The sequence below is a fragment of the Pseudoalteromonas atlantica genome, assembly GCF_043641955.1.
Lineage (GTDB): Bacteria > Pseudomonadota > Gammaproteobacteria > Enterobacterales > Alteromonadaceae > Pseudoalteromonas > Pseudoalteromonas atlantica_A.
Map to the genome: position 1 here is coordinate 1 of NZ_JBHZRV010000022.1, position 11512 is coordinate 11512.

General features: G+C 40.5%; 12 protein-coding genes and 1 tRNA gene. 6 read left to right on the forward strand and 7 right to left on the reverse strand.

All coding sequences use genetic code 11. The features are described from left to right. The 3 genes from ACHUE3_RS19735 to dnaQ all read right to left on the reverse strand — a co-directional run bounded on the left by ACHUE3_RS19735 (position 1) and on the right by dnaQ (position 2272). A tRNA-Asp gene (locus ACHUE3_RS19735) sits at positions 1-74 on the reverse strand. 99 nt (positions 75-173) lie between these two features. Further along, entirely contained in the window at positions 174-1550 is a 1377-nt protein-coding gene (locus ACHUE3_RS19740; protein WP_394193996.1) for a TIGR03503 family protein, read from the reverse strand. 8 nt (positions 1551-1558) lie between these two features. After that, positions 1559-2272 carry a DNA polymerase III subunit epsilon gene (dnaQ, locus tag ACHUE3_RS19745; RefSeq protein ID WP_394193998.1) on the reverse strand — a complete coding sequence of 238 codons (714 nt, stop codon included), beginning with the start codon at positions 2270-2272 and terminating at the stop codon, positions 1559-1561. A 68-nt stretch (positions 2273-2340) separates the two neighbouring features. Here dnaQ and rnhA point away from each other — a divergent pair, with 68 nt between their 5' ends. Beyond that, positions 2341-2808 carry a ribonuclease HI gene (rnhA, locus tag ACHUE3_RS19750; protein WP_099297627.1) on the forward strand — a complete coding sequence of 156 codons (468 nt, stop codon included), beginning with the start codon at positions 2341-2343 and terminating at the stop codon, positions 2806-2808. A gap of 100 nt (positions 2809-2908) precedes the next feature. Next, positions 2909-3763, forward strand: a complete 855-nt coding sequence (locus tag ACHUE3_RS19755; protein WP_394193999.1) for an MBL fold metallo-hydrolase — start codon at positions 2909-2911, stop codon at positions 3761-3763. On the opposite strand, the gene ACHUE3_RS19760 is transcribed toward ACHUE3_RS19755, so the two are convergent. Then, positions 3734-4492, reverse strand: coding sequence for a class I SAM-dependent methyltransferase (locus ACHUE3_RS19760; protein ID WP_394194001.1), 759 nt, complete (start codon positions 4490-4492; stop codon positions 3734-3736). The two genes, ACHUE3_RS19755 and ACHUE3_RS19760, sit on opposite strands and share 30 nt — an antisense overlap. 52 nt (positions 4493-4544) lie before the next feature. Between ACHUE3_RS19760 and gloB the strand changes: the two genes are divergently transcribed. Together gloB and ACHUE3_RS19770 are read left to right on the forward strand one after the other, a co-directional pair. Next, the gene (gloB, locus tag ACHUE3_RS19765) at positions 4545-5330 is read left to right on the forward strand and encodes a hydroxyacylglutathione hydrolase (RefSeq protein ID WP_394194003.1); all 786 of its coding nucleotides are present in this window, start codon (positions 4545-4547) and stop codon (positions 5328-5330) included. A 137-nt stretch (positions 5331-5467) separates the two neighbouring features. Continuing rightward, positions 5468-7063, forward strand: a complete 1596-nt coding sequence (locus ACHUE3_RS19770) for a LysM peptidoglycan-binding domain-containing protein (RefSeq protein WP_394194005.1) — start codon at positions 5468-5470, stop codon at positions 7061-7063. A 58-nt stretch (positions 7064-7121) separates the two neighbouring features. Here the strand turns inward: ACHUE3_RS19770 and ACHUE3_RS19775 are convergent, their stop codons facing one another. Genes ACHUE3_RS19775 through ACHUE3_RS19785 form a run of 3 tightly spaced genes read right to left on the reverse strand, consistent with a single transcriptional unit; the run spans position 7122 to position 8648 of the window. Then, complete coding sequence (locus ACHUE3_RS19775) at positions 7122-7571, reverse strand: flavodoxin (RefSeq protein WP_394194007.1); 450 nt, start codon at positions 7569-7571, stop codon at positions 7122-7124. Further along, a complete protein-coding gene (truC, locus tag ACHUE3_RS19780; RefSeq protein WP_394194009.1) occupies positions 7571-8335 on the reverse strand; it encodes a tRNA pseudouridine(65) synthase TruC in 765 nt (254 codons plus the stop codon). Before truC ends, ACHUE3_RS19775 begins: the two co-directional genes overlap by 1 nt. Continuing rightward, positions 8328-8648, reverse strand: coding sequence for a YqcC family protein (locus tag ACHUE3_RS19785; RefSeq protein WP_394194011.1), 321 nt, complete (start codon positions 8646-8648; stop codon positions 8328-8330). The genes truC and ACHUE3_RS19785 overlap by 8 nt, the downstream gene beginning before the upstream one ends. A 103-nt stretch (positions 8649-8751) precedes the next feature. Between ACHUE3_RS19785 and ACHUE3_RS19790 the strand changes: the two genes are divergently transcribed. Together ACHUE3_RS19790 and ACHUE3_RS19795 are read left to right on the forward strand one after the other, a co-directional pair. Then, positions 8752-9780 carry a DUF3549 family protein gene (locus ACHUE3_RS19790; protein ID WP_394194012.1) on the forward strand — a complete coding sequence of 343 codons (1029 nt, stop codon included), beginning with the start codon at positions 8752-8754 and terminating at the stop codon, positions 9778-9780. Between the two features lies 1 nt (position 9781). Beyond that, positions 9782-10081: a DUF3301 domain-containing protein gene (locus ACHUE3_RS19795; protein WP_394194014.1), complete on the forward strand. Its 300-nt coding sequence runs from the start codon at positions 9782-9784 to the stop codon at positions 10079-10081. Positions 10082-11512 lie beyond the last annotated feature (1431 nt).

The window sequence follows — 11512 nt, forward strand, 5'->3', positions numbered from 1 at the left end:
CGGAGTGGACGGGACTCGAACCCGCGACCCCCGGCGTGACAGGCCGGTATTCTAACCAACTGAACTACCACTCCGCATTTTCGTTTGCTGCTTAGGTCTCCCTTTGCAGCGGCGTGAATAATACGAACCAGCCCCTACTTCGTCAAGGGCTTTTTTGTTTTTTTACAGGTTTTTTAGTCATCTGACATCGAAAGGTTTAAAATTTCACCTGATTTATCATTTTTTGAGCCATTTTTGTCGACTTCATTTTTTTCGTTATTTGCTGAGTCATCATCGGGGGCTGCTTTTTTCTTCAAAAAAGGAATACTTATTTTTGGCATGATTGATTTTTTCTGTACGAAAACCCGAATTGCTAACCAGCCAATAAGTAAAACCAATAGATTGCCACCAATAATAAGGCTGACAAACAAAACTGTAGACATCGACTCAGCTTCTTTTTTTACTCGCGCGATTTCTTTTATTTCTGCTTCGGTTAGCACAGGCTCAGGTAACTCAGGAACAATCTCAATGGGCCTTTCTATCTCAAAGCGATAGGTTGGCAAAGTTGCCATAAACTCACGACCATTAATGTTCGTACCAAAAACAGACAACTCAACACTATAGCGACCCCAATCATAGTTTTTAATAATGAGCTCTCTGGTAAGCGAACTATTACCTTCGATGTTAAACATTTGCTCTTCATTGTTCGGGTAGTAAATTTTACCCTGTATAAGCACTGTTTCGGGTTTTACCACTTCAGGGTCTAAAGAAACTGTTAAAACATGCTCAAGGGTATCGTCTTCTGCTAAGGCGATGTCAAAACTAAAGGGAGGCTCTTTAACTACAATAATGTCTTGAACAACGGTGCGCTTTAGTAGCGGTGTTTCAATATAAAGTTCTGGCTGCCACTGACCCGCCGGAAAGGCAAGTTTAAACTCTCCGGTAAATATTCCATCTTTAGGGCGTTCATCAAAACCACGCCCATTATCTCTAAATTGGGCAACGCTATGCGTACCTGCACCAAAATTAGCATAATCACTATTGTTAGTACTGATAAAATCAACATGAAGGCTCACTACATCACGAAACATCCCAACACCGATTGGCTCACCATCATTTAAAATCTGACCTGTAACTTTAACTGTCTCTCCTCTAAAAAGAAGCGGCGGTAATGGTTCAACTTTTAAGTCAATATCACCAATGACCACAATGCGGCTATCAGGCAAAATACTGCCTACCACCTGCCAAGGCCCTGGCGTAGGTTCACGAATGGTTATTAAGTCATAGCTTATTTCATCAAACCAATCTACATTCGGTTCTTTTATTGCCGACGTCGCATAAAGCTTACTGCCATCAGGTTGCACCAACACCACAGCAGGTGTACCAGGTTTACGAAAGAATAAAAGATTAATTTCTTCCACTTTATAATCAATCCGAAAGCGATTATTTAATAAAGGCACTTCGTTCTGTTGACCGTCACGCTTTAGCAATGTGATTTTATCATCGCTTTGCGCGCTCAGTGTAAGTGGTAAAATAAATACCACCAGCAATGTAAATAAATAATGTTTCATTGTGGGCCTTATTCAGCGCGCCATAAACATTGGCCGCCAGCGTCTTGAACGATATCTAGTCGTGCTTGATGGGCTGTCTGTTCTTCATCATTAGCTAAAAGCACTTTTAGTGGTGCACGCTCTAAGCTTAGACGACGTATCGCTCTTTGTTGTTGCTCATTACCTTGATTTTTATTCTGATTTAAGTTGAGTTTCACTTGGCCGCCTGTCATGGCTAAGTAAACGTCTGCAAGTATTTCAGAATCCAGTAGTGCGCCGTGTAACGTCCGCTTAGTGTTATCTACATCATAACGACGGCACAGTGCATCAAGGTTGTTCTTCTGTCCAGGATGCAAGTCACGCGCCATTTTAAGGGTGTCGAGAACTTGACAGTAATCGTGGGTGTTTGGATAACCCTGATTAAGCAAAGCAAACTCGTTGTCCATGTGACCAACGTCAAACGGAGCGTTATGAATGACAAGCTCTGCCCCTTTGATGTAATCGAAAAACTCTTGCGCTATTTGGTGGTATAAAGGCTTGTCACGTAAAAACTCATTGGTAATACCGTGAACATCAATTGCCTCTTCTTCAATGCTGCGCTGCGGATTAATATAAACGTGAAAATTATTGCCGGTTAATCGGCGGTTTATTAATTCCACACAGCCGATTTCAATAATTCGGTGCCCTTGTTTAGGGTCGATGCCGGTGGTTTCTGTATCTAAAACTATTTGTCTGCGCTGCATATCGAACTTAGCCTGATTCTGGTATCTTTCTATAATCACTTTATTGTACATAATATCAAGGTAAAACAGTGCAAAAAACCGTAGAGATTTATACTGATGGCTCATGTTTAGGTAATCCGGGTCCCGGCGGATATGGTATTTTCATGCTTTATAACGGTCATGAAAAAGAAATGAGCCAAGGTTATACCCTTACCACAAACAATCGCATGGAGATGCTAGCGGCCATTGTAGCGCTTGAAAGTTTAACCCGCCCTTGTGAAATTAACCTTACGACCGATAGCCAATATGTAAAGCAAGGTATTGAGTCTTGGGTTGCAAACTGGAAAAAGCGTGGCTGGAAAACGTCAGCAAAAAAACCTGTGAAAAATGTCGACTTATGGAAACGCCTTGATGAAGCCTGTAATAGACACACAATAACGTGGAAGTGGGTTAAGGGTCACAGTGGTAACAAATACAATGAAATAGTAGATGACCTAGCACGTGACGCTGCGGGCAGTAAAAATCTACTTGTGGATGAAGGCTACCAGCCCGAATAAATCATTTACCCCACTGTAACGCGCTCAATTAGTCGCAAACCATTTTACAATTTCGTTATATGTTATAAGGTTTAGGTATATAATATATTGGAGTTGTAAAATGCCCATTGCTGTTAAGTCTTTCTTTCATAAACAAAGCGCAACATTCACCTATTTAGTAAGCTGTTTAGACACTCACAGTGCAATACTCATTGACCCACCCGCAGACTTTGACGCGCCAAGTGCAACACTTACATTTACCACAGCAAACCAAATCATTGACTATGTTTCAGCTCATAAACTCACTCTTGAATGGATTTTAGAAACACATGCCCATGCAGATCATATAACTGCCGCGAGTTATATTAAACAACAACTTAAAACTGAACATCCGTGTAAACTAGGTACTGGTAAAGGCATAACGCAAGTACAGGCTTATTTTAGTCATTTGTATCACCTTGATATGCCATGCGATGGCTCACCATTTGATGAGCTATTTAATGATGGGGAGCGCTTCAAGTTTGGTAATACACATTTTGATATAGTATCCACCCCCGGACATACACCTGATAGTGTAAGCTACTTGATTGAGGGGAACCTTTTTGTTGGGGATACCTTTTTTATGCCCGATAGTGGTACTGCACGCTGTGACTTTCCTGGCGGTAGCGCAAAAGAACTCTACGCGTCTTTACAAAAGGTATTAGCACTACCAGATAAAACTATTATGTGGATGTGTCACGACTACCAACCGTATGGCCGAGAGCTGGCAAACAAAACCACTGTGCAAGAGCAGCGTTTAACAAATGTTCATTTGCAACAGTCAGAACATGCGTACATAGAAACAAGAGAAAAACGAGACGCCACACTTAGCTCACCACAATTATTACACCCAGCAATTCAAATGAATATTCGTGCAGGTCAACTACCCCAACCTACACAATCATTTTTAACAATCCCGCTTACGGTGCTGCTTTGAGGTTTGCCTAAGGCCAGCTCCTTTTACAGGTGAAAACTGTGGCCTCGCGTGCCATTTAGGTTTAATTGGTGTTAGCGGTGCTACTCTTTTTCTTGCCACGAGCATATAGACACTGCCCATAGGTTTTAAATATTGCTTTGTAAAACGCCTCCATGGAGCAAAACGAGAAAGACGCGTGCCTCGAGCCAGTGATGAGAAAATAAACCGTTCATCACTTACTAATTCAAAACCAAGTAAGTGCAACCAATCTTTAACACGTGCTGGTGTAAAAAACCGGCCAGTCCAAGGCAGCTTTTGTCTACTAAATGGCAGTAACTGCGCCAGCCCACATAGGCTAAAGGGGTTAAAGCCAGTGATCACCATATAACCACCCGGTAGCAAGGTTCTATGTACTTCACGAAGGATATGGTGAGGATCTGAATGGTACTCTAAGCAATGACTTAATATACATGCATCAACGCTGTGCTCATAAAATGGCAATTCATCAATATCAGCAACAACTCCCGTATGAGGACCAGATTCAGCCACACAAACTTGGTGTTTTATGGTACTAGCGCTAGTATTAAGTTCCCCGCTTAGGTTACCCAACTTTAACATGTGGTAGCCAAACATACGCGGTAGCCATTTTGCCATTTTACGCTCAATATCAGAACGCAAGTAGTCGCCATGAGGAAATTCATGCCATGATAATGGCTTGGGTCCTTCTTGAAAACTAAGGGCTGGTTTCATCTGCTAAGCTCGTTATACTGTTCAATATGATCACTTTATAGAGCAATGTTAAATGGTGCAAGTCAAAGCAATCAAAGCCTTTTCAGATAATTACATTTGGTGCATTACACATAGTGAAGAACACCTCGCTTGGGTGGTAGACCCAGGCCAAGCTGAGCCAGTACTGACGCATTTAAGTCAACATGGATTAACACTCGCTGGCATACTAATAACTCACCATCATTATGATCACACCGATGGCGTGGCTTCCTTATGTGAAGCTTTTAAGGGTATAAATGTATATGGCCCCAGCAACAGCCCTTTTAAAGGGATAACAAATACACTAAATGAAGGCGACACTGTCTCAGTGTTTGATACAGAGTTTGCCATCATCCATACTCCTGGCCATACGCTAGATCACATTTGTTATTTAAACCCTGCACTGGCATTTACTGGTGACACATTATTTAGTGGTGGCTGCGGGCGTTTATTTGAAGGTAGCGCAGAGCAAATGCAGCACTCTTTTGATAAATTAAAGCAGCTGCCAGAGATGTGTAAAATATATTGTACACATGAATACACACAAGCAAATTTAGCATTCGCTCTAGCAGTTGAGCCCACCAATGCCGATTTAATTGAGTATGCACAATGGGTAGATGCTAAACGTAGCAATGATGAAATTACCTTACCTAGCACCATCGCGTTAGAGCGCAAAATAAACCCTTTTATGCGCAGTGATATATCAGGTATTAGTCAAAATATTCCAATTGAGTATCAGCATAAATCAAAAAACATGTTACAAAATAATGAACCTTGGCAAAACTTTGCAGGTCTTAGAGCCTGGAAAGACCACTTCTAAGATAACAACCCTGTAATAATCAGTTTATTATAGGGTTATTACCATCACTGTTGCAGTTTTTAGGTGGTCATAAAGTGGCAATGTTGGCTCATAACGGGTAGTATTCGCCGAGTTTTTTACCTGATGTATTGGTATTTATGAAAAAATCCTCACTCGTTTTAGGCTTAGCTTTAGTGCTAAGTGGTTGTCAAACATTAACTTCAACACATTCCAACAACAAGACAGATAGCATCAATGCTAATCAGTCTGTTGAGCAGTTTGATGGCGCAAGCCCAAGCGAAATCAATGATGCATTAATGCTAAATGCGCAATACGTTCAAGTGAACGAGCTTGATGATGCCTCCCCTATTTTTGATGATGTGTGGGAAAGAATTCGCTATCAATTATCAATTGAAGTACCGCAAAACCGTCCAGTTGTTACTGAGCGTAATTATTATGCTCGCCATCAAGCTTATCTGGACAGAATTTCAAAGCGTGCAGAGCCTTATTTACACTTTATTGTAGAAGAAGTTGAAAAACGCGAAATGCCTATCGAGATAGCGCTTTTACCTATTGTGGAAAGTGCATTTGACCCATTTGGTTATTCACACCGCAGTGCTTCGGGTATTTGGCAATTTATGCCGCAAACAGGTGAACGTTTTGACCTTAAACAAAACTGGTGGTATGACGGTCGCCGAGATATTGTACAGTCGACTCGCGCAGCACTTGATTACTTGTCTTATTTGCATAAAACACTCGAAGGCGATTGGCTTAATGCAATTGCGGCATACAATTCTGGTGAAGGTCGTTTACTGCGGGCAATTAGGAAAAACCGAAAAAAGCACTTGCCTACTGACTTTTGGTCACTTGATTTACCAAAAGAAACCACCGCGTATGTTCCTAAGTTATTGGCGCTCTCTGACTTACTTAAACGTCAAGAAGAGTTTGGTTTAAAGTGGAACCCAATCATCAATGCGCAAGTTGTAGAAACTGTAGACATCGGCTCTCAAATAGACTTAGCCTTAGCGGCAGAAATGGCACAAATCAGTTTAACTGAACTTTATCGTTTAAATCCAGGTTTCAACCGCTGGGCAACCGATCCAAATGGACCTCATTTTTTACTTATCCCTTCGGATAAAGTTGACAGCTTCCAACAACAACTTGCCAAAACAGACATTAAAGAGCGTTTACGCTGGCAACAATATAAAGTGACCAACGGGGATAGTTTATCAGTCATTGCAGATAAGTTTTCGACCAGCGTGAGTGCGATAAAATCCCTCAACAAATTAAATACAACAACTATTCGAGTCGGTCAGCAACTTTTAGTACCACTGAGTGACGGCGCTGTTAAAAGCCAACACCTACCACATAAAGTGCGTCTAGCCGTTAATAAAACGACAGAACAAAAAGTATTTCATAAGGTTAAAAGTGGCGATACATTGTGGGATATTAGTCGCGAATATGATGTCACCATTACTGAGCTGGCTAAATGGAATAAGCTAAATAAAAGCAGTGTATTACGATTAGGACAAAAACTCACAATATATAAATCAAATACTAATAAGCAAACAGCCTTAGTTAGCACCAACCGAACAATTACTTATAAAGTTCGTCGCGGTGATTCGCTAGCACGTATTGCCTCTAAGTTTAATTTATCGGTGAACGATATTATTAAGTGGAATAATTTGGCAGGGCAAAAGTACTTACAGCCAGGGCAAAAATTGAAACTTAAAGTGGACGTAAAAAGTACTTAGTATTTAGTATTTAATTTAATTCCACAATGATAAAGAGCGCTAATGCGCTCTTTTTTATTTACTCAGGTAATTTTGTTAGCCACTGTTTTAACCAAGGCTCAGTTACAGGCCACGGTTCAAAGTCTTCACTGGCATCTATTTCTAAGCGATGACCAACTGGCTTTGCCTGTAAATCACGAAACAACTCATCAAAGCTACGCCCTGCGCCGCAAAACGTATCGCCATAGCTTCTGTCACCCATAGCAACAATGCCGTAAGGCTTACCCGTCAACATAGGGAACTGGTTATCAAGCTGGCTATAAAGCGGCGATAAATTATCTGGTATCTCACCTTGCCCAGTGGTTGAGGTAATTACCAATATATGACTCGCTGACTTTACGTCTTCTAGTGTGGGTGTTGTGATCAGTTTTGCTTGATGGGTTGACTGTTCAATCACTTCGATAACGTCATCACTTAAACGCTCAGCGCCACCGTAAACACTGCCGACAAATATGCTAATCGTTGCCATTAATAATCCTTTTCTTGGTTTGGCCAACCGAGTTGATTGCAAATGCTCAGCATCGCTTCACCTAGTGGCGCTTTTATTTTTACAGCTTGCTTTGTATAAGGGTGCACAAAGTGAAGCTCAGTTGCAAATAACATTAACCGGCGCAACTTAAAATGTTCCCGAAAAAACTGGTTGTGCTGATTATCCCCGTGATTAACATCACCGATAATAGGTAAAGATAAATGCTTTAAATGTCGACGGATCTGATGTTTTCGGCCCGTTTTAGGAAAACACTCAACCAATGAATAACGCACAGTAGGATACTTACCTATTGGAATTGGCAACGCAGCTTGGTGCAAACAGTTAAACTGCGTTTGTGCTTCTTGTGGTGCCTTATCTTGATCAGCAAACTTATCAGCAATTTTATCCAGTTCTTCTTTCAATGGTTTATCTAAAAAGACTGAATCAGGTGCAAAACCACGAACTAAAGCTAAGTAACGTTTTGATATTTGATTATCAATAAACAGTTGATTGATGTCGCGAGCAGCTTCAGAGCTCAACGCAAATAACAAAACACCTGAGGTAGGCCTGTCTAATCGATGAACCGGAAAGACATGTTGCCCAATTTGATCGCGCAGCATTTGCATAGCAAACTGCGTTTCATGTTTATCTAAAAATGAACGATGCACAAGTAACCCTGAGGGTTTATTTATCGCAATGTAATCTGCGTCTTGGTATAAAATTTCAAGTTCACCATAAACAGCTGGCTCTGGACGTTCAATCATTTACTCTTCCAAAAAAGTTATCAATCTCTTTCAATAATTCGATTATTTCATCACCACCGCTCGATTTTGACAGCATTAGTTCAGCCATTGGCGCAATTGACATATTACTTGGTAAAGGTTGCTGTTGCTTAATTAACAAAGACATTTTCTTTATGAATACAAATTGCAGCCATTGCTCAAACGCCAAGGTATCGTGGCAAAAAGGGACTGTAAAATTTAACGCGTGCTCATCAATGGGCTCATTTTGCCAAAGTTGATGCTGTTTTAATAAATCTTCAAGTTGCGCCAGATAATCCTGAATTACGTATACCATTACACCCCCTTGTATATAGACGGGTTGATTATACCCTGTTCCCTCATAAGCGGCTATGACGTATAATTATCAGTATATTGCAGTGTAAAATTTAGAGAAGATAATGACTGAGCAAATAGCGACTTTAGGGCAGCTTCTTGATGGAGCTGGCACACAATGGCGTGCTTTTGATATTGGCAGGCGCATCACAAAGATTGATAAAAAACAATTTAATGCTATTGAGCAAGCCCAGATCCCTTACCCGTATCCGCTTGCAGGACACGCATGGATCGCTATTCAATTTTGGGATAGCTCCGCCAGTAAAGAACCTTACGTATGGTTTTTGAAATTTCCTGTTGATGAGCAAAGTAAATTGGTGTGTGCGAGTCGTGATCATTTTGCAAACATGGTTATAGAAGCGCTTGGCAATGACCTAACAGGTGAACAAGCTGATGGTAAACTTGATAATAACCCATATGTCTTTACGCCTAATGCCAATAAACTTGCGGCATTCAATTCTCTTCTAAAGACACTGCTAAAGCAGCCTGCGTCGCAATATTATGAATATGCGCAACTGTATTTTAGCGCAAAGCTCGGTTTTGATAACTGGCAAAGCGTAGCTATACAAGGTATTGCTGATTATGCATTACGCTTGGAAAACGATAGCAACTTAACTAATTTAAAAGATGCATGGGGACAACTCCCCGCCGAAGTATTGCAACCGCTCAGTGCTATGTTGGAGCATGTAAATATTCCAGTAAGCTTGACTGAGCAGCTTTCTCAGCACGCACAAGATGCTATTGACGAAAATGATTCTTTAGCCCTTGTTTGCGCACTGCGCGCTATGTCGAACTCTCAAGCACAAGGCTTAACAGGACAAATTGTTGACTCAGTGTTAGCAAGCAAACTAGCCACAGATTCAGATGTGTTGCTAACTATTGCAGGGCGTTGTTATTCTTTATTAGAAGACCCACAACGATTACATATATTTATGGATAACTGTGCGCACCATCAAGAAATTGATACGCTTTTCCCAAGTATTTTTGCTGATCTAGTTGCAATTCCAGCAGTTCGCCCGCATCTATTAGGTCTATTACGAAAAGAAAACCGTAGCGAAACCCTCGCTCGCGCAATTGGAAGGTTATTTTCTTAACATGGCAAGTTTGTGGACATTCATTTTTATCGGCAGTGTAATTTATCTGTTTTGGCTAAACCGAAAAGTGGCAGAAGCAGCTGATGCACATGCCAAGCGTCAAAGTGAACAACTGCAAGTACAACTGATGAGTGTCGCATGCACCAAACGTCGGTTGGGTATTTTAAAGAATGGCAAACCAGGAATAAAAAGCGAGTTCATGTTTGAATTTTCAAGCGATGGTCAAAGCGTGTATCAAGGTGTTTTATCTATGGAAAATGAAATGCTGAAGAGTGTCGTTGTGCCACCGCACAAAATATGAGAGCCAGTTAAAGTTTTAACTAACTTGAGCTACCCAATAAACTGGTATAAAAAACTAAGGCGTAACATATAGTTACGCCCCAATCTGACTTCATCCATAATAAGGCATCCATTCCTACGCCGAAGCTACCCTTTTTATCATCCCCTGAACGGGTATACATCCTGAATACACCCTCACATCGCATCAATGCGATATCCTACACATCCTAGTGTTATCCACTTGCCACCTTGGCGTTCCTACGCTTCCAAGCGCTCCTATTACTTCCTGTAATATAATCCATTGGGTAATCCTTTTCATTAGCTCCGCTAATGTATCGCATCCTGGCAATATCCTAAGTCTTCCTTGGCATCCATGTTAACTTGTCCATTTGGCTTCTTGCCTAGCTTCATGCTAATTTGCCGTAATCCATTTCCTTGGCATCAGCTCAATCATTGAGTCTGCATCGTCTTGATGTGCTAAATTCTAATAGATTCTTGGATTACTGATAGCAGGAAATGTAGATTATTTTATTGCAACATTTATGAAACAAAAACATTGTAACTATAAAACAATAACTTAAGCTTTTATCTAATGTATTTTAATCAAAATTAACTGACAACACGCACAGTATTGTAAGATATATCTCACACAGCAATGTCCATTACGGCGCCACTTTCCTACACTTACTTTTTAAGAAAATCATTCAGCTAAATTTGTTGCAGCAGATTATATCGAAAAGACCGGTAGGGGCTTTTTGCAATGCCTAATTATTATTATGACTTTAACCCCGTACTTTGCAATTGAGACAGTAGTACAGTGCTATTTTTCAATTGAGCTAATAACTAGCTAGAGAACATTTTAGGCAATGAATGGTAGATATTTTAAATTGATGTATTCTGAAGAATTTTTATATGTGGTGGGTGATACTGGACTTGATACCTGCGACCCTCGCCATTCGTTATAAAGGCGGCGATGCATTTACTCAATTGAGCTGATAACTAACTAGAGAAAATTTTAAGTAATGAATGGTAGATATTTTAAATTGATGTATTCTGAGGAATTTTATATGTGGTGGGTGATACTGGACTTGATACCTGCGACCCTCGCTATTCGTTATAAAAGCGCCGATGCTTTTACTCAATTGAGCTTATAACTAGATAGAAAACATTTTAGACAATGAATGATAGATATTTTAAATTGATGTATTCTGAAGAATTTTTATATGTGGTGGGTGATACTGGACTTGATACCTGCGACCCTCGCCATTCGTTATAAAGGCGGCGATGCTTTTACTCAATTGAGCTGATAACTAACTAGAGAGCATTTTAAGTAATGAATGGTATATATTTTAAATTGATGTATTCTGAGGAATTTCTATATGTGGTGGGTGATACTGGACTTGAACCAGTGACCCTCGCCTTGTAAGGGCGATGCTCTCCCAACTGAGCTAAT

Bases quoted from the DNA above. Each gene is read 5' to 3' on its own strand.
- ACHUE3_RS19740 (WP_394193996.1), bottom strand. From the start codon at position 1,550: ATGAAACATTATTTATTTACATTGCTGGTGGTATTTATTTTACCACTT.
- dnaQ (WP_394193998.1), bottom strand. From the start codon at position 2,272: ATGCAGCGCAGACAAATAGTTTTAGATACAGAAACCACCGGCATCGAC.
- ACHUE3_RS19755 (WP_394193999.1), top strand. From the start codon at position 2,909: ATGCCCATTGCTGTTAAGTCTTTCTTTCATAAACAAAGCGCAACATTC.
- ACHUE3_RS19760 (WP_394194001.1), bottom strand. From the start codon at position 4,492: ATGAAACCAGCCCTTAGTTTTCAAGAAGGACCCAAGCCATTATCATGG.
- gloB (WP_394194003.1), top strand. From the start codon at position 4,545: ATGGTGCAAGTCAAAGCAATCAAAGCCTTTTCAGATAATTACATTTGG.
- ACHUE3_RS19770 (WP_394194005.1), top strand. From the start codon at position 5,468: ATGAAAAAATCCTCACTCGTTTTAGGCTTAGCTTTAGTGCTAAGTGGT.
- ACHUE3_RS19775 (WP_394194007.1), bottom strand. From the start codon at position 7,571: ATGGCAACGATTAGCATATTTGTCGGCAGTGTTTACGGTGGCGCTGAG.
- truC (WP_394194009.1), bottom strand. From the start codon at position 8,335: ATGATTGAACGTCCAGAGCCAGCTGTTTATGGTGAACTTGAAATTTTA.
- ACHUE3_RS19785 (WP_394194011.1), bottom strand. From the start codon at position 8,648: ATGGTATACGTAATTCAGGATTATCTGGCGCAACTTGAAGATTTATTA.
- ACHUE3_RS19790 (WP_394194012.1), top strand. From the start codon at position 8,752: ATGACTGAGCAAATAGCGACTTTAGGGCAGCTTCTTGATGGAGCTGGC.
- ACHUE3_RS19795 (WP_394194014.1), top strand. From the start codon at position 9,782: ATGGCAAGTTTGTGGACATTCATTTTTATCGGCAGTGTAATTTATCTG.